Genomic DNA, 25,556 nt, shown 5'->3' on the forward strand with positions numbered 1-25,556 from the left:
ATATTAATTTTGGGTAATTCGCAAAAACTGCTTTAAACAATTAAAATTAATCATAAAAAAGCTATGAGTACGATCAAAGTAAAAGACGGAACTGAAATTTATTACAAAGATTGGGGAACGGGACAACCAATCGTTTTTCATCATGGATGGCCATTATCTGGAGATGACTGGGATACACAAATGATGTTTTTCCTGAAACAGGGATATCGGGTGATTGCGCATGACCGCCGTGGGCATGGCCGCTCAGGTCAAAGTGCCAATGGCAATGATATGGATACCTATGTAGCCGATATTGCAGAACTAACAGCAGCACTCGACCTGAAAGATGCCATTCACATTGGCCACTCCACAGGTGGTGGTGAAGTAATCCGTTACGTTGCGAAACATGGAAAAGGCCGCGTTGCAAAAGCAGTTTTAATCAGTGCAGTAACGCCGATTATGATCCAAAACGAAAGCAATCCGGAAGGTGTGCCATTGGCGATATTCGATGAAATCCGTCAAGGTACAGGTTTTACCAGAGCCCAATATTTTTACGATTTCCCGGTAGCATTTTACGGCTGGAACCGTGATGGTAAAACCGTTCAGGAAGGAATAAAACACAACTGGTGGCGCCAGGGCATGATGGGGTCTGTATTGGCACATTATGAGGGGATTAAAGCATTTTCGGAATCAGATTTCACTGAAGATCTAAAAAGTGTGGAAATTCCGGTATTGGTGTTGCATGGAGAAGACGACCAGATTGTTCCTTTCAACCAGGCACCAAGAGCGGCAAAATTATTACCAAACGGAAAACTGATCTCTTACCCAGGTTTCCCTCATGGTATGCCTACAACAGAGGCAGAAACAATTAACAAGGATATTTTAGCCTTTATTAAATCGTAAAATATTTATAAATCTGTCACATTAAGCTTGTCGAAATGACTGCAATTGTATTTAAAAAGGTCCTTCGACAAGCTACCATTGACATGCCTCCATAGGAAAGTCGTCATCTCGACTGGAGCATTGCGGAATGGAGAGATCTATGAGCCAAATTAAAATGGAAAATTGATTTAGCTATGGTGAGCACTTCTCTTGGTTCCCGACTGCGTTGTACTCCGCTCGAAATGACGATATCCTGTAATGACTTAGCGAGACGCAAAGATTAGGCAAGAAAAATCGTCATTGCGAGAAGGCTTTTTCAGCCGACGAAGCAATCTTACATTGATCGCTAATAGCGGGCGCATTAAGATTGCTTCATCGTTCCTCTTCGCAACGACGATATCTCACACTTTATCTTAAGAAACAATTCCCGTAAAAAAAACATAGGCCTGGTATCCGCCACAGCCTATGTTTCACCAAATTAAATCAGCACACAACAAGAATCAAATCTCATTAAGACTGAATTTATGACCGGTCCTCACCGGATACCTCTCCCATTGATGTCTGCTCAGGCTCCTGATTTAACAAAGCATCAAAGGGAATATTTTAAATGATAGCATACACCCTATCTGCTGCTGCCTTTAGTTTCATAGTTTAGTTTCGGAAAATCCTTTTGGGCCTGTTTAAACTGAAGATCATATTCAATCGGCCAACCAAAAGCTTTTTCAGCAACATCCTGTAGGTTTACTCCAGATGCACCACTCCAGAAATGAATAAATTCTCCAAAATTCAGATTTCTTTTGTACCGCCCGCTTTTGTTTTTTGGGAAGTTTAATGCAAGGAGTTCAAAATACCTATTGAGTACCTTTCCTTCACCATACTTACTATAAATAGGGAAAAACCAGTTTTTGAACCACTGTGTTCCCTGTCTCGGAAAGTCGTCGTATTGGGTTTGCATTTGTGTAAATACCTTATGGGCTTCGTTGGCCATTCCGATGTTTTTGAGCACATCATAATTGAAAATCTCCATAAACTTACTATCTCCCCACAATACGTCAGAGGGCGAGCCTTTTGTACCATGGCTGGCGCTGGTTACGATATGTCCCATCTCGTGTATCGGCATGCCAATCTGTTCGCCGGTAGGATTATTCCATTGCGCTAAACCACAATCTATCACGTTGCGGTAATCATGGCTCTCATCAAAAAAAGGTGATGGATGCCCTCCTCCATAATCCTTACCCATTGCGCGGTGCAGGATCACATACAGTTTTGGGTCTGGTCCGTAATCGCCATAATTGCGTTTAACATAGGCCCAGCACTCTGCCATTACGGCTATAGGCCATTTAACATTGGTCGGCATGTTTTTGTCGTAAAAAACAGACACATCCGCATTGCTTCCTACAAGTTTCAGCTCCTCATGGTGCTCAAACCAGTGTTCCTTCCACACAGAATCAGGAGTGCTTGTTGTTTTGGTAGATTGATCCTTAAGCTGCGCGCTGGATCTTGAAACTAGTCCCAATAAGAAAATTGGGACTAGTAAATAAATGATTGTTTTAGTTTTATTCATAATTGTATTATTTCCTCATTGTAAAGGAGAGAAAGCCTATTTGTTCCAGAACGATATTTCACTGATGTTGCTGTAATAAGCATCGCCACTGGCTACTTCTATCACTCGGATACGGATATACCGCATCGCAGGCAGCCCATCAGGAAGATTAACCTTAAAGGGTGCCGATCCATCATCCGAACGCTCTACGGTTTTGAGCAAAGTCCAACCTCTTCCCCTTGATTCTGCTGTCCATCCTGCCGAATTGCCTGGAGATTGTGTTTCAGCACCGGTGATATCTTCGATTCCCCAGATTTCAAATTTGGTAGGATTATTACAACAGTCGCGCCCGATGATTTCGAACTGAGCAAGGTTGGCTATCGCTTTACCCATATCAAAAGTAAAATGATGTGGAAGCGCTGACTTATCGTCGCTATGGAAAATATCCGGATATCCTGTTGGCGCTTTATTGCCATTCCAAAGTTTCGATAAAGAGGTTTCACTAGAATAAGTACCCACATCATTCGCCAGCTTTAGCGGACGAAACAGTGATTTATCCACTGGCACCATAATATTGCTCAAAGAATCGAAATCTGCTGTATAAAAGGTATCAATCGCCGATTTTACCGGCACATAGGCCGACCTGAAATAAATCTTGGTTCCGGTTTTGTAGTCGGCAAGCCTGATCGAATTTTCATCAGGACTTAACACGCTTTTATGAATGGTACCATCTTTATAGGTATAGCGTATTTCTGTTGTAATATTGATGGTATCTGGTTTTTCAAAATTGAGTGTAATGCCGTCATCATCCAGCTGATAAGGATCTGTTGAAACCAGAAATCTGTTGGTTAGACTCGATTTGTAGCTATCGCCATAAACCTTTACATTGCTAATCTGAACAGGCACAGATTTATTGCCAGCCTTATCATAAGAATAAATGGTAAAGGAATAATTATACTCTACCAGTTTGGGAATAATTACAGATACATCAGGAACGCTTCGGTCTGGCGCTTTCATTTCCAATGAATCTGCCGAATTGTTCCAGAATATGCGGTAATGGGTTACACTCGGATCGGGACTTGCCTTCCAGTTTAGTTTTATCCTGTAATTGCCTGGCGCTGCACCAACTTTGCCGGCAAAACCTGGATATATACGTTCTTTTCCGTCAAGGTATTTTCTGTAATCTAGCGCATCCTTGCTACAGCCACAGAGAACCACAATGGCCGTAAAAACCATTAAAATGCTGTTGATATGTTTAGTTGTCATCTGCTTTAATTTTAGTTAGTATTTCCCCAAAAAGATAATTCCATCACATGAGCAAAATCTGCATTCCCCCAGGTTGAATTAACAGCCAGTCTGACAAACCTCACTTTAGGAATATCAAGTGCAATGTTAAATTCAAACCCGGCTTTTACAGCGGCGAGATCTGCCGGTGTAGTTTGTCCGGGAGAATTACCAGAAGGCGGTGGCGGGCAGTTAAAATTCCCTAGGTTGATCCAATCGCCTACAACAGTTCCTTTTGCCGAACTTACGGGCAACTCAATATCTGCCGGTGCAGTTTTGGCTGATCCCCAGAGTGTCCAAGCCTTAGGATTACCATGATTATAAGAATAATCGTTACCATAGGCTTCTCCTCTTTCCCACAATTTATAGCGACTGAGCTTGGCAAGTACACCCATATCAAATGTGCAGAGCTGAAGAGGCTTGCTATAACCGGCCTCTGTATGCCAGCCGGGATCGGAAGTATTGTTATCCCATAACCTCGAAGTATTCCATCCAAGGCCTGTTGCACCCAGTGGAGAATCTGATGGTAACCGATATTCGCTGAACTGCGCTTTTGGTACCATAATCTCAAATATGGGACTGATTGATTTGTATAAGGTATCGGATATATTTCCCCATCTATCGGTTACATATACGCCAAAATCTCTTTTTAGGGTATCAAATCCCCTTACACTAAAATTAATATTTTCGGCTTCGGTGTAGAACTGTTCTATCGGAAGCATTTTCCCTGTTGTTTTGTCATTGGAAATCACAATCACCCCGATTGGCTTCTTAGCCGGGTTACTGGCGATTACATTTACCCCGCCAAAATCAGCCTGAAGCTGAACTGTTGGATAAACGGACAGATAAGATGGTGTAGCGGGGTGTACACGTACCTGTACAGGATCACTTTTCACATTTGCACGCGATACGGCATAAAGCGTAACATCATAATCGCCGCTTTTTTCGAAGCCTTCTACCTTGATCGTGTCGCTATAGTAAGAAGATTTACTCTGCCTTACGGTCCGCGAATTGATGCGGTATTCTGCCTGTACATACAGCAGATTTTCGGAATTGGGCAGCACATAGGAAATTACTGCGGCTCCAGCCAGGTTTTCTACTTTTACTCCAGTAAGTGCTCCGGGTTTTGTCATATCTTTCGATACCACCTCATTAAAACCTTCGCTTTCTTTACAGGAGTAGAACGAGCAGGCCACAAGTAATATGACAATAAACTGCAATGCAAAAGGCCAGTTATATATTTTTGATCTAATTTTCATCATCTTCTATTTAATTTACCAATAAGGATTTTGAACCAGGTTCGGATTTACGATCAAGTCGTTGTATTTAAGTGGCCACAAATAGTCTTTCAGGCCAAATACAGGAATTATCAGATTACGCTGACGGTAATAACCTTCAGGTGTGGTATCCTGAATATTCCAGCCCTGAAGTGGTTTGCTGAGCACATCCTGCATCACTTTCCAGCGCCTTAAGTCCCACCCTATTCTGCCTTCAAAACAAAGCTCAATTCGTCGTTCCTGTTGGATGATTGACCGAAGGCCATCTTTACTCGAAGCCTTGCCGGGATTAGTTGAATAGCTTGCCCACGACTCTTTAACACCTTTTAAGCCTGCACGTGCGCGTACTTTATCGATATAGGTATAAACATCTGCCGTTGGGCCATTTACCTCGTTAAGCGTTTCTGCGTACAGCAGATAAAGTCCGGCCAGTCTGATTAGCGGCATCCTGAAACTTGCCTGGGTAACCTCTGTACCAAAAACAGATTGGTAATTTACCAGTTTGCTTGGCCAGTAGCCTGATACGTTAACCCTGATATTATCTTTAGGGCCAGCCAATGAAGTTCCGCCACGGGCCTGCACATAGAGCATATTTTCTGGATCTGTTTGACCGTTACCAAAAAAACAGCTTCCATCAAAAGATAAATCGGCATAAAAGCGAGGCTCCCGATCCATGTGCATTTTTATGGTCTGGTAACCGCTTTTTAAATAGTATTTATTTTCTGTACCTGCCGCAGTAACGGCATAACGTCCTCTGTAATCGTAACCAGTATCTTCAGCCATTGGCACACCATTTTTCGAATAAAACAGCTCGGCCATTCCAATGGGTACGGCAAAATTTCCTGGCGTGCCGCCCATATTCTGTACCATGGCATTGGTGAGCCTGGGCATAGCCATTGATTGCAAGCCAAATTCAGGGTTAAGTGCCCAAATTACCTCCGGATTTTTCTCCCAGTTCTCGGTAATGCTCTGCCTGATGTCCATCACTGTTTTCAATGGCGCAGGTATAGTTGGAAGATTGCCCGGAGAGGTAAAACGGTAAAGTGAAAGGTTGCTTTCTTCGCAGGATTTTACCGCAGCCTGGCAGGCCAGCATCGCTTTATTCCATTTTTCTGCACTAAAAGCCGCAGGAAAAAGGTTTACACCATCTTTATCCTTAAAACCAGTATAATCGGGATTGCCGTTAAAAAATGGACTTGCCTGTGTGGTGAGTACTTCTGCCTTTACCGATAGGGCAATATTCTGCGTAATCCGGCCTAAACTCCTTGCCGGATCCTGTATGGTACGTGGAAGATCGGGCGTAGCCTCATCCAACAAGGATACGATATAAGCAAATGCCTGGTCAATAGGCGCACGTTTTATCCTTACCTCATCCGTTCCAGCATCTATCGGCAGGTTCTGTTTAATCAATGGGATCGGGCCATACATTCTCAAAAGATAAAAATGGTAATAGGCCTTCAAAAACTTTACCTCCGCGATCCAGCGATTGCGTTCAAATTGAGCCAGGTCCTTCGGACGGTCGATATTTTCCAGGAAAATATTACATCTTCTGATGGCTTTAAAAATAGGCTGACCAAGCTGTTCGCCATCCCAATAATTTAAAGAAGGGTTATCAGTCGTTTGTACGCCCCTGATGAGGTGGAAGCCTTGCTCTGCCTCCCTAGTCCCCAATGTGGCCTCTGTTAAGGTATTTGGAAAATAAATCTCTCCGGAAGTAGTAAAAGCAGCATCGCTATTGGACGGCCCCATGTTCTGCAAGGTAGAGTAACAAGTAAAAAGGTAGTTTTCTGCCTCATTTCTGTTTCTGAAAGCATAATCGATTGTGGCCACATTATCTGGCGTTACATCCAGGTATTTCTTGCAGGAAAGGGTCATTCCCGAAATCACTGCAATGAGTATGAGAAGTTTTATGTTGAATTTCATTACTAGCGTGCTTATAGGTTTACGTTGATTCCGATGTTATATACCTTCTGGATCGGATAGCTGAAGCCATTTGAGGCCAGTTCCGGGTCCCAGTCTTTGAACCTGCTCCAGGTGAGCGGATTTAGTGCATTGAAATAGATCCTGCAATTAGACAGAAATGCCTTTTTTGATAACTTATCAGGGAAAGTATAGCCGATTTCTACCGATTTGAGCCTGATAAAAGCACCATCCCGCATCCACCACGAACTGGTTTGAAGGTTATTACTGATCTCGGAAGAGGTGGTTCCCAAACGTGGGTACTTGGCATATAAATCCTGATTTTCTTCTGTCCAGTGGCTATCGGCAAAGGGCTGAAGCACCTGCCTGTTGGATAGGAATGGACTAACCTGTGACGGATCAATAAAAAAACTCGTGCGGCCTACACCTTGAAAGAAAAGCGAAAGGTCTATCTTCTTGAATCCCATTGAAAGCCCTGCACCATAAACAATTTCAGGTGTGGAAGGAAGGCCAATAAACACCTGATCGGCTTCGGTAATCTTGCCATCATTGTTTACATCGGTATATTTAATATCTCCTCCCTTAGGTGCCGAAGCCCCAGCGCCAAAAAGCTGCGTAGGCGAAGCAGCAGCTTCCTGATCATCGACAAAAAGGCGCTCGGCAATGTAGCCCCATCTTACCCCGATTTTCTGTCCGGAGAGTATTCTCCATGGCTCTTTATAGGCTGGCTGCTCGTATTGTCCGTATTTATTTTGCGAAAAGGTAAAATTCATCCTTCCCGACATCCAAAATCCTCCCCTGAATGTTTTGCTATAATCGGCAGAAAAATCTATCCCTCTCGAATCAGCAGTACCCAGGTTGGCGCTTACTCCGGATTCTAAGCCCATGCTTGAAGGAATTGAAGCACGTTCCATCAGGATGTTATAACGGTGTTGTTTGTAAACTTCTGCAATGATATTCAGGCTTTTGAAAAGGCTGATTTCCAGTCCAATATTCGTTTGCCTGGAGGTTTCCCATGTCACTGCATCGTTTGCATAATTGGTAATGCTTACCCCTGGCCTGGTAACACTGTTTGCCTGCCCGAAATAAGCAGGGTTACCACCATTCAGGTTCACGTTCGAAAGATAGAAGAAACGCTGTGCGCCAATGGCATCGTTACCTACAAGGCCATAGCTTGCGCGTAGTTTGAGCTTACTCACAGCTTGTTTTAACCCTCCGTCCCAGAAAGCTTCGTTGGAAATTACCCATGAACCGCCGATAGTTGGAAAGAAACCAAACCTGTTTTTCTCGGCAAAACGCTCCGATCCGTTATAACCAAAATTAAATTCAGCAAAATACCGGTTATCATACGAGTAGCCTAACCTTCCTGACAGGCCTACGTTGCGGTAAGGAAGCGAATATTGAAGGCTGGATAAATTGGTAGCCGGATCGATGGCATTGGCATATAAACGCTGTTGCCTGGTTGCAATTAAGGTACTGCTGATGTTATGTTTACTACCGATTTGCCTCGAGTAATCTACAACCGCTTGCATGTAAACAAAAGTATTAATATCCTTAAAACCGGGCTCGAAACTCAGGTATTCTGAAGCCTGGCCAGGCTGGTTATTAATCCAGTTGAGGCTATATTGATTGCTGATCCTATCATAGGATGCTACATTGTAAAAAAACGGAGAATATTGCCTGGTCAGGTCGAAATAGGAATATCTGTTGGTATTAAAAAGTCCTTTAAAGGTCAAACCTTTTGTTAAAAAATTCAGGTCCTGGTTCAACTCTAACTGTGCCGACATTCTTGACCTGGAGAAAGATTTATATCCTTTCATCATGTCTGCATAAGGATTGGAAAAACCCACGGTATTTCCGGTACCCTCTGTTGAGCTATTTCCAAAAAGAATGTGTGTATCTATACCCAGCGATGGATCGGCAGGGTAAAATGCAGGAAACAGTACCGGGCTGGTATGTAGTGCCTTTTTATAAAGATCGGCAGAAAAAGAACCGTCATCGGTAATTGGCCCGTTGTACTCATCAAAAGTACCCGAAAGCCTCAGTACCACCTCTGTGGTAGGCGTAACATTGATGTTGACATTGGAGCGGAGCTGATAATTTTCGAGCTTTACATTATTGTTGAAGTTATTTACCGGGCTCACTTTTAGGATCCCATTATCGCGGTTGTAAGATGTACCAATATAGTATCTTGCAATCTTTCCGCCACCGCTTACACTCCCGTTCAACCGTTGGTTGTTGGTGCTGGTTTTAAAAAGTTCATCTATCCAGTTTACGGCAGGGTAAACATACTTGTTGCTTCCCGGCGCACCACTTAAGGTCTGCTCGCGGTTGTAAATATCATTTTGGCTAAACCTGGGCACCGCTAAAGGATTCCTTGTGGTTAGCGCCTCATTGTACATCTTCATAAAGGTAATGGGATCGGCAATCTCAAGGTTTTGAGTAGACTGCGAAATGGAGTTTTCAAAACGTACATTTACCTTCGCATTGCCTTCTACACCTTCTTTGGTGGTCACTAAAATTACCCCATTGGCACCCCTGGCACCATATAACGCAGTTGCACTGGCATCTTTTAATATCGAGAAACTCGCGATATCATCAACCTGCAACCTTGCCAAATCAGTTGGCGTGAGTTCCACGTTATCCACCAAAATTAATGGATCTTGCTTGTAGCCAAATGTGGTTACCCCGCGGATAAAAAACGTAGAATTATCCAATCCTGGCTGGCCACTCCGTTGGTAGGCCACTACCCCGGCAATCTGTCCGGCCAGGGCATTGGTCAAATTACTTGATGGAATTTTCAGTTTTGAAGGTGTGATGCTGGTAACCGATCCTACCATGGCTTCTCTTCGCTCTTTTTTTCCAAAAGCAGTAACCACTACATCAGAAAGATTGTTATCATCTGAATGTAGTATCAGGTCTACCTTGAGTTTTAGTGGATCAGCAATAAAAGTAGTTTGCCTGAAACCTACAGATGAGACTACCACGGGCGATTTAGCCGTAGCATTCAGAGAAAATTTACCATCGCCATCGGTAATAGTCCCCATAGCACTCTGCCCTTTTACCTGAAGGCTAACCCCGGGTATACCTAAACCAAGAGAATCTTTAACGGTTCCGGTAATCTTGATTGTTGCGCCCTGCTGCGCAAAAGTGGGGCTGCCCAGGAGCAGCATACAGGTACTGAATACCGAGAGCAGTATCCATATGTTCCCAAAATAAGGCAAACGCCTTATCCTATCAGTAAAATTTTGGTTCATAAAGTTTGGTTGGTTAAGTGTTGATTTATTTCAAAAAAATATTGATCAGATTAGTTAGATTGATCAGTACAGTATCTTCTTAGCTCAAATAATGCCGAGACAAGGGAAAAGCGCTTAAATAAATTAGCCGGGTCAGCATATGATCCGGCTAAATGTTTTATTTTATTACCTTCTTTCGTTGAACACGCCCAGCTCTGCAATTGCAGGCGAGTTATCAAAATCGTTAATGATTACCTTAATCTTCTCGCACCAGATGCGCTCGAACCTAAAAATGCTCACCTTTTTTTCGCCCTCATTTTTTACCGCTAAAGCGTTCCATTTGCCATTTGCATAATATTGGAAGCTATAAGTGGCTTTTCGGTTATTACCTGCAGTTAGCACAACCATGTTGCATGGAACAGCCTTTTCGAAGTTCAGCTCATACCATGGCGATTTTACGGTGTGATTTGAAGACCAGCTCGAACCAAAATCATCATCATTGGCAAAATCCATAATGTTCATATCATCACCCCAGCTACTGTTGCTCTTAATGTGCTTCGCAATATTACTTGAAATGATCGGAGCCGGATGTGCTGGTATGCGTGGAAGAGCTACAGGCTTCTTATAAATCTGCCCCATTTCTTTAAGTGCCGCTAACGCGTTATCATCGATCAGGCCATTTTTGCCCGGGGCTACATTCAATATAAAATTGCAATATGCGCCATTGTAAGGAATGATAAACTTGTAAACCAGCTCAGTTACATTTTTTACGGGAGTAGTTGGAAAAGATGTTTTCCAGAACCAGTTGGCCTGCAATGGAAGACATGCGAGTGCGGGAAGCTTATTATTTTCCTTCGAAATAAACTGGCCGGCACCTTGCTCGTAAGATTTGATATCAGTGTAGAACAGCGCCTGTGTAGGGTATTTAGCCGCATTCAGATCCATTACCAAACAATTTGGCTGTAATGATTTAATTAAATAATAAATATCTTCAAAAGGTACCTGATCATAAGAAATCCTCGACCATGGTGCATCCCATCCATCAATAATTAAGGCGGTGATCTCACCATAATTGGTCAACAGTTCGGTAATCTGATCTTTAATCATCTTTACACGCGCTGGAGTAATCTGGTTTGGACGAATGCCATGGTGGGTATCCAATATAGAATAATATAACATTACCTTTAAACCATTCTTACGAAATGCATCAGCATATTCTTTCACCACATCGCGTTTTAGTGGCGTATTCATTACATTATATGCGGTGGTTGTGGTATTCCAGATTGGAAATCCACTGTGGTGTTTGGTTGTTAAACAGCCATAAGTCATGTTAGCAGACTTTGCTGCTTTTGCCCATTGATCTGCATCGAGCTTCGGCGATTGAAACAACGAAAGATCTGCATCAGGATCAGACCAGTCCTGATCCATAAAGGTAGGCATGCCGTAATGGATGAACATACCCAGGCCAAGATCAACAAAATCCTGTTGAAGTTCAGGCAAAGGTTTATTGGCTGATTTTTGCTGAGCCATTACCGGGTAAATAGATATTGTTCCCGAGACAATAAGTAATAATGATAAAATCCTTTTAAAGGTCATTTTTCTTCTTTTTGGTTTATGTATCTGTGTTAGTTGTTGAATGGTGAAGTGCTGTACAGATTTTTATCAATTTCTTTCAATCAAGAAAAATCCGGTTAAACGGCACCATTTATTTTTCAATATTCAAAACTACATCTGAGATAGACGAAATTTGTCGAACGAAACCGTAACAGAAACCTAACAAAAGCTTAACGTTAGGGCATTTATGAAATAATAGGCCTATTTTTAAGGGATAAAATGAAAGATCGCATATATAAGTCCGTAGTGTTGGTCAGTTTTCTGATCTTGCTCCTGGTACAGCTCAGATTAACCTATAATTCGTATGTACTAAGAGACAGAGATTATAGTTTAAAGGAAAAGACACTGATAAACGATGAATATGGACGCAGTATATCGGATGATAAGGTTTTTAGCGGTGGTGGAAAAATCATCGATTCAGTCCTCTCCAGAAATATGCCGGCGCTTAAACAAACTTACCTGACTAACAGGACAGCATTTAACAAACTTTCGCAACGCGTGAGCAACACGCTGCTCACAGAGCTGCAAAGGAAAAGTTCGATGGACAGTGTTTTTCGCTCCATTGTAAAAAGAAACGTGCTGGACACCAACCTTCAATACCTGCTCACCTTTCAGTTGATAGAAGTAAACTTCGATATAAATATCGGTAACATCACAATATTCGACAGCCAGACCGATACCCTTTTCAAACCAGACCAAAAGACGCCCTACGGTGTTATTATTGACGGTACATTGACCGATCCGAACATCCAGAACCGGGTTACCAACCTTTCTGTTAGCGGCAAGCTGGTCTACGACTATAGAATTACCTTCAATCTTTTTGTCGATCCACCGGGCCGCACGCTAAAGGTGGCCTATCAGATGCTGCCAACATTTTCGCTGGTCGCGCTGTGCATCATTATTATTGTCGGCATTAATTATTATACCTATATCAACTGGATGCGACAGAAAAAGGAAACAGATGTTAAATCTGACTTCCTTAATAGTATAAAGCACGAGTTTAATACACCGATTACCACTATACTCGTGGCAAGCAAAAGCCTTGATGAAGAAGAAGTACTCAATGACCGCACCCGCGTAAAGGCCCTTATCCATATCGTTGAAAGGCAGGCCAGAAGGCTCCATTCCCACATCAACCAGATGCTGGAGATTTCGGAAATCAACAACAATATCAATTTAGAGGAAATAGACCTAAATTATGCCGTGCTGACGCTGGTCAACGACTATAAGATAAAAGTCCATGAGCCCGACAGCCTAACCTTTGATCCCAATGGTTCGGAAATACTGATGATGATCGATCCTTTTGTCTTTACAACCATGCTGCAGAATATCCTCGATAACTCCTTCAAACACAACCATAGCGATATAAAAATGACGGTGCTGTTTATCACCGAGGATAAAGGTGGTTACATTCTCCATATCAAGGACAACGGGAAAGGAATCGAAGATACACTCAAGGCAAAAATCTTCGATAAGTTCTTCCGTGCCGATAAGGACAATACAGTTCCCGGCCTGGGACTTGGGCTGTACTATGTAAGACAGTGCCTGGATATCCATGGGTGGGAAATCAGTGTAAGGACAGAACTGGGAAAAGGAACCGAATTTCTGGTGCACATGCCCCGACCGGTGTAAATCATTAATCGATAGAATTTTATGCTTTACGATATTATAATAATTGAAGATGAAATAGATCTGGGCAACGTGATTTCGGAATACCTGAAATTGAGGGGTTTCAGCGTACTATGGTTTAAGGGTGCTACAGACGCACTGGACTACTATGGCTCAAGCCAGCTCGACAACAAACTAGTGATTATTGATGTACAGTTACCGGACATGAACGGTTTTGATCTGGCCACCGAGATGGTAAAGATGAATACCAACCAGCCTTTTTTCTTTCTTACCGCACACAATGAAAAACAGGACCGCCTCCGGGGCCTCAAAATCGGTGCGATAGACTATATATCAAAGCCGTTCGAAATTGAAGAACTGGTACTAAGGATAGGAAATATCATCAATAAGTTTTCCAGCAGTGCGAAGACACAGCCAGGACACAGCCTGGGATTTATCAATATTGGCGATATCAGGTACAAAAAGGACCAGCTGTTTGTGCTAATGCCCGATGGTAAAGAGGTTTCCCTCACCGTAAGGGAATCCGAAGTGCTGGATCATTTGGCAGGCAATATTAATCAGGTAGTTAAAAAAAAAGATATTTTATTGGCATTATGGGGAAATGATGATTATTTTAATGGAAAAAGCCTTGAAGTATTCATTTCAAGGCTACGCAGGCTTTTTAAGGTTTCAGAACAGGTTAGTATAGAGAATGTATATGGATTAGGATACATTTTAAAGGTTAAATAATGGAAATCAATTATTTAGCAATTATGGAATAAATGAGAATTGATTTTTACAATCAGTATGGGTAAGTCTTTGATGTTAAACAAAACAAAAGCTTTAAAAGGCTATTATACCAATAGGGTTTGGTTCCTGTTCTATTTAGAAGACCCAGCCCCCTTCTCCATTCAAATATCTGATTCTAAAGCCCTGCATTAGGTGGGGATTTCGGTAAAAGTGTTTCTCCCCACTTTTGACAGATAAGTAGATGATTCGCACAAACTTAGTTGACAAAAATTCGCGGGCTTGACTCAAGTTTAAAAACTTTGAGAATCAAAATTTTACACCATTTAAATAGCGTAAAAAATACTTATTAAAGATTCCCATAAATTGGAAATCAAATAGTCTTTTAAATTTATTCGACATAAAAAAACAAAAATAAAGAGATCTATTGCGACATTTACGGCAATAAGTATCCAAAATCAGTATAATTCTCAAAAACCTGGTCTTTGTTTTTAGAATAAAAAAAAATCACACTTTTTCAATGTTGTGAAATCCATTAAGAGAAGATTCGCAAATTTGTTTAAAATAATTTTGCAATGAAAACAAAGTTCAATTTAACTATCAGAAATAAAAGCAATAGCTAAAATTAATAAAATAAAAGAGACAGGGAATACCCATATACCCTCTTAGTGTAAGTGCACTAAGAAGCTCATCCTCTTAGGTCTTCGAAAAAAGTTTTCCACATTAATCGTGAAATACAAAATGTATTGCACAAAATATTGCTTTAAACTGTTTAAACCTATTTTTTGTACAAAGTGCACAAAAAGTGCTTAAATTTTGATTTTAGGCACATTTAACTAAATTTGGATTATACCAAAACCAAGTTTATGTATCAATTAACAATACCTGCAGATCGCGTTAACGAATCGTTAAGTAAGCACATTTTGGCCGATGGTTTCGACCTGACTTATGATATGGAAAAAAGTCATGGTGCTTACATTTACGATGCTAAACACAACAGAACTTTACTCGATTTTTTCACTTGTTTTGCTTCCGTTCCTTTAGGTTATAACCACCCTAAAATGATCAATGATGAAGCGTTTAAAAAAAATCTTCTCCTCGCTGCATTAGCCAATCCATCGAACTCTGATGTTTACACCCAGCAGTATGCACAGTTTGTTGAAACATTTTCCAAAGTTGGTATTCCTGATTACCTGCCACACGCTTTTTTTATTGCTGGTGGTGGCTTAGCAGTAGAAAATGCAATTAAGGTAGCCATGGACTGGAAAGTTCAGAAAAACTTTGCAAAAGGATATACCGAAGAAAAAGGCTTTAAGGTTTTACACTTCGAAAGAGCTTTTCATGGCAGAACCGGTTATACTTTAAGCTTAACCAATACCCTACCCGATAAAACCAAGTGGTTTGCCAAATTCGATTGGCCAAGAGTTGCTGTTCCTGAAGTTAAATTTCCACTTTCGGGAAATAATTTAAGTCATGCCATTCAAACCGAAGAAACATCTTTAGCGCAGATCAAAAAAGCCTTTGCTGATAATAAAGACGATATCTGTGCTATAATTGTAGAGCCAATCCAATCTGAAGGTGGAGATAACCACCTCCGTGAAGAATTTTTGATCCAACTTAAGGCTTTGGCCGATGAAAATGATGCTTTTTTGATTTATGATGAAGTGCAAACCGGTGTTGGGTTAACCGGTAAATTCTGGTGTCATCAACATTTTAGTGAAAAAGCTCGACCAGATATCATCGCTTTTGGAAAAAAAATGCAGGTTTGTGGTATCCTTGTGGGTAATAAGGTAGATGAAATTGAAACCAATGTATTTAAAGTGCCAAGCCGTATTAACTCAACATGGGGAGGCAATCTAGTTGATATGGTACGTTCTACGCAGATCTTACAGATTATAGAAGAAGATCAGCTTTGTGAGAATGCTGAAAAAGTGGGTACTTACCTGAGAGATCAACTAGAAAATCTATCACATAAATTTGATCAAATGACAAATGTTCGTGGAAGAGGTTTGTTGTGTTCTTTTGATTTCCCGACAAAAGAAATGCGCAATGCATTTATTGGAAAAGGATTGGAAAACAATGTGATGTTTTTGGGCTGCGGCGAAAAAACGATACGCTTCCGCCCAGCACTTTGCATTGAACAAAAACATATTGACGAAGGCTTGACGGTTATGGAAAAAATATTGCCTTTATTGTAGGCATGAATAGAAAATCGTTAGTTTATTTCTTAGTTGCAGGTATTTTATTATTGATTTTTTTCATGATTAAAGATGTTTTTGATCAGCCCGGGATTGAGGATATGAAAGCCGGTTTTAAAGAAGTTGCCAAGTATAGAAATGCAAACAATACTGGTCCGGTACAGCGGATTTATGTAGTTACGGTTAAAGATTCGGCATGGAAAGAAATGGAAGATTATGGCAATTTAATGCCCCATACTAAATACGGGAATACGAAAGTTTACTTCTTTATGCAAAATGGAAATGTTCCAAATACATTACAGCCAGGAGAGGTAAACTTCGACCCAACATTTAATAAATCCTGTATTGCCCTATATGAAAAAAGTGCGATGAGCCAGACAGCGTTTAATAAGTATCCATATTAATAGAAGGCTAAAATTTGAGAAGTTGATTACCCAAAAAACTTAACTTCTATTGATTTGGAAATGAAGGGTTCTGTACTTTTGGCATTTTCAGTCCCGCTTTTGTTTCTGCCGATGCTAAGTTAGTGCCGATTTATCGGTAAAGGCTCGGCATCCACGCCAATCGGGTTTATGAACAAAGTTTAGTGCTTTGAAAGAAACCATTGTTCAATAAACCTGACAGCAGCGGCAGCCCCGATTTAAGCACCGGTTTATGTTACATTTTGTGTGCTTGCTTGTTTCACAGGTTTCCATCGGGCTACAGCGAATGGGGCAGGACTGCAGCACCTATGAAATGCTGACATTCGTTTCCTAACCCTAAAAAATCCGTTATTTATTATTCCGATGAGTCTTCGACTACGCTCAAACTGACAAACATCTCGTATTATTTCACTTAAACTCAAGAAGTTCTCCCAAGCGCATTAGCCCTTTAACTTTGTGAGTTTCGCCTAAACAAAAGCAGAAAATCCCGTTATGGCCCTACCTACAATCAGCGTATTAATTTCTTTTGTACCCTCATATGAATAAATTGCTTCAGCATCGGCCACAAAACGCGCAACATTATATTCCAATAAAATACCGTTACCACCCATTACCTCACGGGCCTTGCTCACCACATCACGTGTACGTAACGAACAGAATACCTTTGCTAACGAAGCGTGTTCATCTTTCAACAGGCCCTGATCCTGCAATTGTGATAACCTAAAACATAATGTTTGCATGGCCGTTAAATTCGACAACATCTCAACTAAATGGTTTTGGATCAATTGAAAAGATGCAATGGGTTTACCAAACTGTTTTCGGGTGCGGGTATAATCCAATGCATTTTCGTAAGCGCCACGGGCACAGCCAACAGCCTGCCAGGCTACTCCTGCTCTTGTCATTTGTAATACCTTCGCTGTATCTTTAAATGAGTTTGCATTTTGCAAGCGGTCTGTTTCCTCTACTTCACAATTGGTTAAAGTGATAATTCCATTCTGCACAATCCTGAGGGCCATTTTATCCTGCATTTTTTCTACGGCAAAACCCGGATTATCCTTTTTTACAATAAAGCCTTTCACTTCTCCACTTTCTTCATCTCTTGCCCAAATAATTAAGATATCGGCGAAAGTGGCGTTACCGATCCATTTTTTTTGGCCATTTAATATCCATTTGCCATCTATTTTTTTGCAAGTTGTAGTGAGTCCTCCAGCAGCAGCAGAGCCCACTTCGGGTTCAGTTAACCCAAATGCACCAATAATTTTAAATTGCTGCATCAATGGCAACCATTGCTGTTTTTGCTCTTCTGATCCACATAGATAGATCGACCCCATGGCCAAGCCGCTCTGTACACCAAAAAAAGTAGAAATAGAAGTGTCAATCCGCGCCATTTCCATCGCTAAAATCCCTTCCATTAAATTTGATTTCCCCGGACAGCCATAACCTTTGTAGGTTAAGCCACAAATATTAAGTTCAGCAAGTTTTGGGATAATTTCGAAAGGAAATTCGGCTTTGTTCCAATAATGGTTTACAATGGGTTTTACTTCTTTTTCTAAAAAAGCACGCACTTTTAACTGGAGTTCGCGATCCTCATCGTTGAGCGCTTCGTCGCCCAAATGGTAAAAATCACCTTCAATTGGGGGCAATTCGCGCTTTTTACCCGATCCACCCATCATTTTCATCATCCCCTGGATCTGTTTATCATCCAGACTAGATATGGTTTCGACCATTTTGGGTAAATCGACTTTTTTCGATAAAGCTTCTAACTTATCGAAATCTACATGTTTAAAAAGATTGTAAGCGTTTTTGAGAGAAGAGAATATATTCGCCATTATTATTCGTTTGGAGAATAACAAACGAAGGGCGGTTTTGTTGGACTGTCAAAATAACCGCAAAGGGCGCTAAGTTTTTCGCGAAGGAAAAGAAAGGGAAATCTTAGTAAGACAAATCCCTACAGCTTTGCGGATGCTTTTCTTTGCGGTTAAAAAGACTACCTTAAATCAAACAAACTATCAACACCCAACAATTTCCTTGAGGTAAAACCCTCACCAAAAGTGGCACCAATGCTTTTACCAAATTCTCTCGAACGGCCAATTACACTTTCGAAAAACTCTGGTGAAGAAATATAAGTTTGCAGTCCATCTACATCAGGGTTATAAAACTGTGTTTTAAAAGCCTTAATAGATTCAATTTTCTTATCCATGTGGTCTGATATATCCACAATAATATCAGGTTTTAAGTATCTGTCTTGAATATACTGCAATAATAACCTCGGGCGATGCACTTCTTGTTTAACACCATCTACCGACGTTTCTATTTTCGGTAAACCTGATAAAAAAACCGAATCGTAAACTAAATCGCCAGCTCTGCCATGATCGGGATGACGGTCTTCTAGCGCATTACTTAAAATAATTTCGGGTTGATATTTCCTAATGGCTTTAATCACTTCCAAACGATGAAACTCATCATTCTGAAAAAATCCATCCCTCATTCTCAAATTTTCGCGAACATGTAAACCCAAAATTTTTGCAGAATCTGCTGCCTCTTCATCTCTTGTTTCTGCAGTACCACGCGTACCCAGCTCGCCTCTGGTTAAATCTACAATTCCAACTTTTTTACCTAGGGCAATATGCTTTAAAATAGTACCTGAACAGCAAAGTTCTGCATCGTCAGGATGCACGGCTATCACTAAAATATCTAATTTCATTATTTATTGGGCATTTTGGTTTAGGAGTTGCTGAATTTTCTTTTTAATTTTCGAACTCAACGGCTTGGTGAAGGGTAAGAAATAATCTTCCAATTCTCCATTTTTGTTCACGATGTATTTATGGAAGTTCCAACGGGGTTTTGAACTTAATTTTAAGTTTTGTTTTTTATCGCTCAAAAATTGATAAAGCGGATGGGCATGTGCCCCACGAACCATAATTTTATCAAAAACCGGAAATTTTACACCATGGTTAATCTCGCAAAAAGATGAGATATCAGAACCATTTAGTGGCTCCTGTTTTCCAAAATCGTTGGTAGGAAAGCCCAGAATTTCAAAATCAAGACTATTAATTTCATCTTTAAGCTGCTGTAGTTCCTTTAATTGTGGTGTAAAACCACATTCTGATGCGGTATTTACAATTAAAACAACTTTGTTGCGGTAGGCTGATAATGGCTGCTCTTCGCCATTAATTTTTTTAACCTTAAATGAATAAATATTCGGAATGCGTTCCTGCATTATATGTTATTGATAAAATCCTGAAGTGCGGATAATGGATTCTATATCCCTATCCTCATTCGGATTGTAAGTGCTTTTTAAATTATGTCCTACCACACGGGCAACAATCTGATAAGAAAATGCAGCGAAACCGCCTTTGGTCTGCTTTACAATATCATATGTTGTTCTGCCTACTTCACGGTCGATCAGTTTCGTTAAAATCTGACCTTGAGTAATGGTTAATTCTTTTATTTCACGGTTAAACATGTCTTTAATTTCTTTATCACATTGTTTAACCAGCTGTTTCTGTTCCTTTTTTTCAGGAGTTCGGGCAATATCTTGCTCTAATTGCTCGTATCTACGTTTTGCAAACAATGCGTATGGCATTACTTTTAATACGTTATACCTTAAGCGATTATACGCAGCCTGTTCTGCCGGCGATTTCCATTTCCTTGCGGCATAAATAGATACATCATCAAGCTGCATCCACGGAATCATTACACCATTATCATTTGTTGAGGCTACTCTTATCGTATCGCTTTTACCCAATTTAGGGAATATTGGCGCAGCAGGATCCTGAGCCTGTAGTGAAATGCTACAAATCATTACAATACAAAGAAAAAAGAGCCCTTTAATTTTCATAAATTTATACTTTTACAAAGTTAGGTGTTATTTCATATATTAGGTGTTTCACAAAACTAATATAAGTTTTATTCATAAATAAGACGCAATTTTTACGCAAAAAATACAAATGAAAACAGAGTTAGTGATTGATTTAGAGGCGGAAAAGCAAGAGATTCTAAAAAGATATAGGGCATTACTACGGGCAAGCAAATCTACTTTACAAAAGGGCGATAAAAAAGAAATCAGGAAAGCTTTTGATATGGCATTGGAGAGCCATAAAGATATGCGCCGAAAATCAGGCGAGCCTTACATCTACCACCCCATCGCTGTAGCGCAGATTGCTGCTGAAGAAATTGGCTTAGGAACAACCTCTATCGTATGTGCCTTATTGCATGATGTGGTAGAAGATACCGATATCACTTTAGAAGATATTGAACGCGAATTTGGCAAGAAAACCGCTAAAATCATCGACGGTTTAACCAAAATATCTGGCGTTTTTGATACCAATAGCTCTTTACAGGCCGAAAATTTCCGTAAAATGCTGCTTACCCTGGCAGATGATGTAAGGGTAATCCTGATCAAACTTGCCGATCGCTTGCACAATATGCGTACAATGGATTTTATGCCACGCCACAAGCAGCTTAAAATCGCTTCAGAAACCATTTATTTATACGCACCACTAGCCCATAGATTGGGTTTATATGCCATTAAATCAGAGTTGGAAGATCTTTCGATGAAATATCTCGACCCTGACACTTACAAATTCATTGCAAAAAAATTAAACGAGAAAAAAGCTGAACGTGCGCTTTTCATCAAAAAATTCGTCGAACCGATTGATGAGATTGTTCACGAACAAGGTTTAGTGGCCGATGTTTACGGCAGACCAAAGTCAATTCACTCCATCTGGAACAAGATGAAAAAGAAAAATATTCCTTTCGAAGAGGTTTATGATCTTTTTGCCATCCGGATTATTCTAGACTCTGCACCTGAAAATGAAAAGGCCGATTGTTGGAAAGCGTATTCTATTGTTACCGATTTATACCGACCAAATCCAGATCGTTTACGCGATTGGGTTTCCTCACCAAAAGGGAACGGTTACGAAAGTTTGCACACTACAGTAATGGGACCACGCGGACAATGGGTTGAGGTACAGATCCGTACACAACGCATGAACGAAATTGCAGAGAAAGGTTTTGCTGCACACTGGAAGTATAAAGAATCGAGTAATGATAACGGTCTGGATCAGTGGATTCAGAAAGTTCGCGAAATGTTGAGTAATCCTGAAGCCAATGCTTTAGATTTCCTCGATGATTTCAAGATGAACCTTTTCTCGGATGAGATCTTTATTTTCACGCCAAAAGGTGCTTTAATCCAGTTGCCTTTGGGCGCTACAGCATTGGATTTTGCTTTCGAGATCCATACCGATGTAGGGGCAACCTGTATAGGCGCTAAAGTGAATCACAAGCTGGTTCCTATTTCGTATAAGCTTCAAAATGGCGATCAGGTAGAAATTATTACCTCAAGCAAACAAACGCCTAAAGAAGATTGGCTAAATGTGGTGGTTACTGCCAAGGCCAAATCTAAAATTAAGTCATCTTTAAAAGAAGAAAAGCGGAAAATTGCCGAAAATGGAAAGGAAATCTTAGAAAGGAAGCTGAAATCGTTAAAAATCACTTACAATACCGATAATCTTCAAAAGCTAAGTTATTTCTTTAAATTACCTTCTACACAAGAGCTTTTTGTTAATGTTGCGCTTGGAAAGATCGAACTGAAAGATATCAAAGAGTATCTATCTAGCGAAAAAGAGGTCGAAAACCGTGGACCGGAACGTCCCGAAAACCTTTCAGTTGACGGAATCAAGAGTAAAATTAAAGGTGGAGAATCTGATATTTTATTGATTGGTGAAGATATGCAGCGGATTGATTATACCTTGGCTGCCTGTTGCAACCCAATTCCCGGCGATGATGTTTTTGGCTTTATTACCGTGAGTGAAGGTATTAAAATACACCGTACCAACTGCCCTAACGCTGCGCAGCTAATGGCCAATTATGGTTATCGCGTAGTGAAAGCCAAATGGAACAAACAGCAGGAATTAACTTTCTTAACCGGCTTACGCATTGTAGGCATTGATGATGTAGGTTTGATCAATAACATCACCAGGGTTATTTCTACCGACTTTAAAGTAAATATGAGATCGATTACTGTTGATACCAACGAAGGGATTTTTGATGGTTCGATTATGATTTTTGTAAATGATACCGAACACCTGGAAAACCTGATCAAAAATTTATTAAAAGTTAGAGGTGTTACCGGAGTAACGAGGTTTGATGCTTAATTAGTCCGAAGTCTTTAGTCCGGAGTTCGAAGTCTAGATGCTAAGTGCACGCTATTTGCAGATTGAACTTCGTACCGCTGTCTTTCTGACCTCCGACTATTACAACATTTCAACTATCAAGCACTATAACAATCAAACAATTACCAAATCAGTGTAATCATTTAATCAGTGTAATCATTTTTCAAAACAATTTACCTACCTTTGAATGGAGTTTAAAAACTATGTCTGAACAAAAAACAAATGAGCTCGTTCGCAAGATTTTTGAGGCTTATTTAGAAAACAAAAATCTACGTAAAACACCAGAGCGTTTCGCTATATTGGAAGAAATATATTCAAGAAACGACCACTTTGATGTAGAAACCCTTTATATCCACATGAAAAACCAAAAGTACCGCGTAAGTCGTGCTACGGTTTATAACACATTGGAGTTATTGGTTTCATGCGATTTAGTTACCAAGCACCAGTTTGGTAAAAACATGGCACAATTCGAAAAATCTTATGGTTACCGCCAGCACGATCACGTAATCTGTATCGAATGTGGTAAAGTAGTAGAATTCTGCGATCCACGAATCCATCAGATCCAAACCATGGTTGGTGATCTTTTAAAATTTGATGTGAAACACCATTCGTTAAATCTTTACGGTTTCTGCTCTGATTGCAGTATGGCCAGGAAAGTAAACGAAAGTGCTGCAACAGCCGCAAAAACTGTAGAAAATTAAATCAAAATACAAATAAAACCAGCTTAATTTATTAAATAATGACGCAAGTAGATGTACTTCTCGGCCTGCAATGGGGTGATGAAGGAAAGGGAAAAATCGTTGATGTACTAAGTCCAAAATATGATCTTATTGCCCGTTTTCAGGGTGGCCCAAATGCCGGACATACTTTAGAGTTCGATGGCAAAAAATTCGTTTTAAATACAATCCCTTCAGGAATTTTTAACGAAAAAACCATGAATCTTATCGGTAATGGTGTAGTAATCGACCCTATTATCCTAAAAAGAGAGTTAGATAATTTAAAAAAAGCTGGTCATGACCCTGTTGCCGATGGCAAATTGGTGATTGCCCGTAAAGCACACTTAATTTTACCAACCCACCAATTATTGGATGCAGCTAACGAGGCACGCATGGGTAAAAATAAAATTGGATCAACCTTAAAAGGTATTGGCCCAACTTATATGGATAAAACCGGCCGTAACGGTTTACGTGTTGGCGATACTACACTACCTGATTTTAAAGAGCGTTATGCTAAATTGGTAGAAAAACATACTGAAATCCTTTCTCATTACGAAGGTTTCGAATATGAGTTAGCAGAGAAAGAAGCATCATTCTTTGAAGCAATTGAATTCTTAAAAACCATCCCTCACGTAGATAGCGAACATTATGTAAATGGTTTCTTAAAAGAAGGAAAAGCCGTTTTAGCTGAAGGTGCACAAGGAACTTTATTGGATGTAGATTTCGGTTCATATCCTTTCGTAACATCAAGTAACACCACAACTGCAGGTGCCTGTACTGGTTTAGGCATTGCGCCTAATAAAGTAGGTGCGGTTTATGGTATCTTCAAAGCATACTGCACACGCGTTGGTGGCGGTCCTTTCCCTACTGAATTAGATAATGAAGTTGGCGAAAATTTACGCGCTTTAGGTCACGAATTTGGTGCAACTACAGGCCGTGCCCGTCGTTGCGGCTGGATTGATCTTCCTGCTTTAAAATATGCCATCATGTTAAACGGTGTAACCGAGTTAATTATGATGAAAGCCGATGTTTTGGATACTTTCGATACCATTTATGCTTGTACCCACTACGAATATAATGGCGAAACGATTGATTATATGCCGTACGACATCATTTCAATCGAACCAAAACCAGTATTGAAAGCAATTGATGGTTGGGCTACTAATGTTACTAAAATTACTTCTGTAGATGAAATCCCAGCTAAATTAACTGATTACATTGCGTTCTTAGAAAAAGAATTAGAAGTGCCAATTAAATTCCTTTCTGTAGGACCAGATAGAGCACAAACTTTAGAGTTACGTTAATAACACTCTGTTCGTCATGCTGAATTTATTTCAGGGTCTATTAGATGCTGAAATAAATCCGATAGTTATCGGATCAGCATGATGACTATAAAATAAAGCAATCTATAACTGGGTTGCTTTTTTTGTTCTCGAGTTGTCAACTTTAATGGCAGAAGCGCCGGAAAGTTGACAACTCTTCACCAATTGATAGCAAATCAACTTAGTTACTTGCTTATCAGCATCTAATTACCATTGAAGCCTATAATAATGAGCTTTTAGCCGCAGAGCATGAGTTTAAAAACGGCAATTATATTTCTCATGATGAATTATTGTCGTCATCTCGACTGAAGCGCAGTCCCGAACTTTCGCATGAGCGTCAAGTTAAGCTGAAAATAGTTGGCTTAAATTAATTCTGTGGTTTCTTTTTTCATATTTACAGTACTTATCTATAATATCTCTGAACTGCTTTCTACCTGTAGCGATTACCTCTTTCATGTTCAATACAAAGAACTTTACACATTTGATCAAGCTAACGGAGCCTTTGGCATATCTGACAACTGGCAAAAATATTTTTTGCATAAACAGGCATATAAACATCAACAGGAGGTATATATTCGTGCTAATCCGTTTTTCATTGGTACAGCCATTATGTAGCAACTGCTGTAGGTGGA

At 40.3% G+C, this 25,556-nt stretch carries 19 protein-coding genes; 8 read left to right on the forward strand and 11 right to left on the reverse strand.

Going from position 1 to position 25,556, the window contains the following annotated elements:
- The first annotated feature begins 63 nt into the window (after positions 1–63).
- Positions 64–882: an alpha/beta fold hydrolase gene (locus tag EYS08_RS22870; RefSeq protein ID WP_131032265.1), complete on the forward strand. Its 819-nt coding sequence runs from the start codon at positions 64–66 to the stop codon at positions 880–882.
- A 601-nt stretch (positions 883–1,483) separates the two neighbouring features.
- Here EYS08_RS22870 and EYS08_RS22875 read toward each other — a convergent pair.
- From EYS08_RS22875 to EYS08_RS22900, 6 genes are all read right to left on the reverse strand, one after another.
- Positions 1,484–2,425 (reverse strand): hypothetical protein, encoded by a 942-nt coding sequence (locus tag EYS08_RS22875; protein ID WP_131032266.1) that lies wholly within the window; start codon positions 2,423–2,425, stop codon positions 1,484–1,486.
- A 36-nt stretch (positions 2,426–2,461) separates the two neighbouring features.
- Positions 2,462–3,670 carry a DUF4998 domain-containing protein gene (locus tag EYS08_RS22880; protein ID WP_131032267.1) on the reverse strand — a complete coding sequence of 403 codons (1,209 nt, stop codon included), beginning with the start codon at positions 3,668–3,670 and terminating at the stop codon, positions 2,462–2,464.
- 11 nt (positions 3,671–3,681) lie between these two features.
- Entirely contained in the window at positions 3,682–4,950 is a 1,269-nt protein-coding gene (locus EYS08_RS22885; protein ID WP_131032268.1) for a DUF5000 domain-containing lipoprotein, read from the reverse strand.
- A 12-nt stretch (positions 4,951–4,962) separates the two neighbouring features.
- A complete protein-coding gene (locus EYS08_RS22890) occupies positions 4,963–6,888 on the reverse strand; it encodes a RagB/SusD family nutrient uptake outer membrane protein (RefSeq protein WP_131032269.1) in 1,926 nt (641 codons plus the stop codon).
- Positions 6,889–6,899: 11 nt separating this feature from the next.
- A complete protein-coding gene (locus tag EYS08_RS22895) occupies positions 6,900–10,142 on the reverse strand; it encodes a SusC/RagA family TonB-linked outer membrane protein (RefSeq protein ID WP_131032270.1) in 3,243 nt (1,080 codons plus the stop codon).
- 165 nt (positions 10,143–10,307) lie between these two features.
- Positions 10,308–11,717, reverse strand: coding sequence for an alpha-L-fucosidase (locus tag EYS08_RS22900; protein WP_131032271.1), 1,410 nt, complete (start codon positions 11,715–11,717; stop codon positions 10,308–10,310).
- Between the two features lie 237 nt (positions 11,718–11,954).
- Between EYS08_RS22900 and EYS08_RS22905 the strand changes: the two genes are divergently transcribed.
- The 4 genes from EYS08_RS22905 to EYS08_RS22920 all read left to right on the forward strand — a co-directional run bounded on the left by EYS08_RS22905 (position 11,955) and on the right by EYS08_RS22920 (position 16,692).
- Positions 11,955–13,367 (forward strand): sensor histidine kinase, encoded by a 1,413-nt coding sequence (locus EYS08_RS22905; RefSeq protein WP_131032272.1) that lies wholly within the window; start codon positions 11,955–11,957, stop codon positions 13,365–13,367.
- 21 nt (positions 13,368–13,388) lie between these two features.
- Positions 13,389–14,093, forward strand: coding sequence for a response regulator transcription factor (locus EYS08_RS22910; protein WP_131032273.1), 705 nt, complete (start codon positions 13,389–13,391; stop codon positions 14,091–14,093).
- An 863-nt stretch (positions 14,094–14,956) separates the two neighbouring features.
- Entirely contained in the window at positions 14,957–16,288 is a 1,332-nt protein-coding gene (lat, locus tag EYS08_RS22915; protein WP_131032274.1) for an L-lysine 6-transaminase, read from the forward strand.
- Between the two features lie 2 nt (positions 16,289–16,290).
- Positions 16,291–16,692: a hypothetical protein gene (locus tag EYS08_RS22920; RefSeq protein ID WP_131032275.1), complete on the forward strand. Its 402-nt coding sequence runs from the start codon at positions 16,291–16,293 to the stop codon at positions 16,690–16,692.
- A 485-nt stretch (positions 16,693–17,177) separates the two neighbouring features.
- On the opposite strand, the gene EYS08_RS22925 is transcribed toward EYS08_RS22920, so the two are convergent.
- The 4 genes from EYS08_RS22925 to EYS08_RS22940 form a co-directional block, all read right to left on the reverse strand.
- Positions 17,178–18,539: an acyl-CoA dehydrogenase family protein gene (locus EYS08_RS22925; RefSeq protein ID WP_131032276.1), complete on the reverse strand. Its 1,362-nt coding sequence runs from the start codon at positions 18,537–18,539 to the stop codon at positions 17,178–17,180.
- A 158-nt stretch (positions 18,540–18,697) separates the two neighbouring features.
- Positions 18,698–19,414 (reverse strand): bacillithiol biosynthesis deacetylase BshB1, encoded by a 717-nt coding sequence (gene bshB1, locus EYS08_RS22930; RefSeq protein WP_131032277.1) that lies wholly within the window; start codon positions 19,412–19,414, stop codon positions 18,698–18,700.
- Between the two features lie 3 nt (positions 19,415–19,417).
- Positions 19,418–19,930, reverse strand: coding sequence for a glutathione peroxidase (locus tag EYS08_RS22935; protein ID WP_131032278.1), 513 nt, complete (start codon positions 19,928–19,930; stop codon positions 19,418–19,420).
- 6 nt (positions 19,931–19,936) lie between these two features.
- Positions 19,937–20,551: a DUF4294 domain-containing protein gene (locus tag EYS08_RS22940; RefSeq protein WP_131032279.1), complete on the reverse strand. Its 615-nt coding sequence runs from the start codon at positions 20,549–20,551 to the stop codon at positions 19,937–19,939.
- 109 nt (positions 20,552–20,660) lie between these two features.
- Between EYS08_RS22940 and EYS08_RS22945 the strand changes: the two genes are divergently transcribed.
- The 3 genes from EYS08_RS22945 to EYS08_RS22955 all read left to right on the forward strand — a co-directional run bounded on the left by EYS08_RS22945 (position 20,661) and on the right by EYS08_RS22955 (position 24,906).
- Positions 20,661–22,868: a RelA/SpoT family protein gene (locus EYS08_RS22945; protein ID WP_055906427.1), complete on the forward strand. Its 2,208-nt coding sequence runs from the start codon at positions 20,661–20,663 to the stop codon at positions 22,866–22,868.
- Between the two features lie 221 nt (positions 22,869–23,089).
- Positions 23,090–23,587, forward strand: coding sequence for a Fur family transcriptional regulator (locus EYS08_RS22950; RefSeq protein WP_131032280.1), 498 nt, complete (start codon positions 23,090–23,092; stop codon positions 23,585–23,587).
- Between the two features lie 38 nt (positions 23,588–23,625).
- Positions 23,626–24,906, forward strand: coding sequence for an adenylosuccinate synthase (locus tag EYS08_RS22955; RefSeq protein WP_131032281.1), 1,281 nt, complete (start codon positions 23,626–23,628; stop codon positions 24,904–24,906).
- A 360-nt stretch (positions 24,907–25,266) separates the two neighbouring features.
- On the opposite strand, the gene EYS08_RS26175 is transcribed toward EYS08_RS22955, so the two are convergent.
- On the reverse strand, positions 25,267–25,556 hold a 290-nt coding region (locus tag EYS08_RS26175; RefSeq protein ID WP_208745939.1), incomplete at its 5' end, for a hypothetical protein.

It is taken from the genome of Pedobacter kyonggii (genome assembly GCF_004310665.1).
In the GTDB taxonomy this organism is placed as follows: Bacteria; Bacteroidota; Bacteroidia; order Sphingobacteriales; family Sphingobacteriaceae; genus Pedobacter; species Pedobacter kyonggii.

What these genes read in the sequence shown, in the direction of transcription:
- EYS08_RS22870 (WP_131032265.1), top strand. Translation starts at nt 64, where the DNA reads ATGAGTACGATCAAAGTAAAAGACGGAACTGAAATTTATTACAAAGAT.
- EYS08_RS22875 (WP_131032266.1), bottom strand. Translation starts at nt 2,425, where the DNA reads ATGAATAAAACTAAAACAATCATTTATTTACTAGTCCCAATTTTCTTA.
- EYS08_RS22880 (WP_131032267.1), bottom strand. Translation starts at nt 3,670, where the DNA reads ATGACAACTAAACATATCAACAGCATTTTAATGGTTTTTACGGCCATT.
- EYS08_RS22885 (WP_131032268.1), bottom strand. Translation starts at nt 4,950, where the DNA reads ATGATGAAAATTAGATCAAAAATATATAACTGGCCTTTTGCATTGCAG.
- EYS08_RS22890 (WP_131032269.1), bottom strand. Translation starts at nt 6,888, where the DNA reads ATGAAATTCAACATAAAACTTCTCATACTCATTGCAGTGATTTCGGGA.
- EYS08_RS22895 (WP_131032270.1), bottom strand. Translation starts at nt 10,142, where the DNA reads ATGAACCAAAATTTTACTGATAGGATAAGGCGTTTGCCTTATTTTGGG.
- EYS08_RS22900 (WP_131032271.1), bottom strand. Translation starts at nt 11,717, where the DNA reads ATGACCTTTAAAAGGATTTTATCATTATTACTTATTGTCTCGGGAACA.
- EYS08_RS22905 (WP_131032272.1), top strand. Translation starts at nt 11,955, where the DNA reads ATGAAAGATCGCATATATAAGTCCGTAGTGTTGGTCAGTTTTCTGATC.
- EYS08_RS22910 (WP_131032273.1), top strand. Translation starts at nt 13,389, where the DNA reads ATGCTTTACGATATTATAATAATTGAAGATGAAATAGATCTGGGCAAC.
- lat (WP_131032274.1), top strand. Translation starts at nt 14,957, where the DNA reads ATGTATCAATTAACAATACCTGCAGATCGCGTTAACGAATCGTTAAGT.
- EYS08_RS22920 (WP_131032275.1), top strand. Translation starts at nt 16,291, where the DNA reads ATGAATAGAAAATCGTTAGTTTATTTCTTAGTTGCAGGTATTTTATTA.
- EYS08_RS22925 (WP_131032276.1), bottom strand. Translation starts at nt 18,539, where the DNA reads ATGGCGAATATATTCTCTTCTCTCAAAAACGCTTACAATCTTTTTAAA.
- bshB1 (WP_131032277.1), bottom strand. Translation starts at nt 19,414, where the DNA reads ATGAAATTAGATATTTTAGTGATAGCCGTGCATCCTGACGATGCAGAA.
- EYS08_RS22935 (WP_131032278.1), bottom strand. Translation starts at nt 19,930, where the DNA reads ATGCAGGAACGCATTCCGAATATTTATTCATTTAAGGTTAAAAAAATT.
- EYS08_RS22940 (WP_131032279.1), bottom strand. Translation starts at nt 20,551, where the DNA reads ATGAAAATTAAAGGGCTCTTTTTTCTTTGTATTGTAATGATTTGTAGC.
- EYS08_RS22945 (WP_055906427.1), top strand. Translation starts at nt 20,661, where the DNA reads ATGAAAACAGAGTTAGTGATTGATTTAGAGGCGGAAAAGCAAGAGATT.
- EYS08_RS22950 (WP_131032280.1), top strand. Translation starts at nt 23,090, where the DNA reads ATGTCTGAACAAAAAACAAATGAGCTCGTTCGCAAGATTTTTGAGGCT.
- EYS08_RS22955 (WP_131032281.1), top strand. Translation starts at nt 23,626, where the DNA reads ATGACGCAAGTAGATGTACTTCTCGGCCTGCAATGGGGTGATGAAGGA.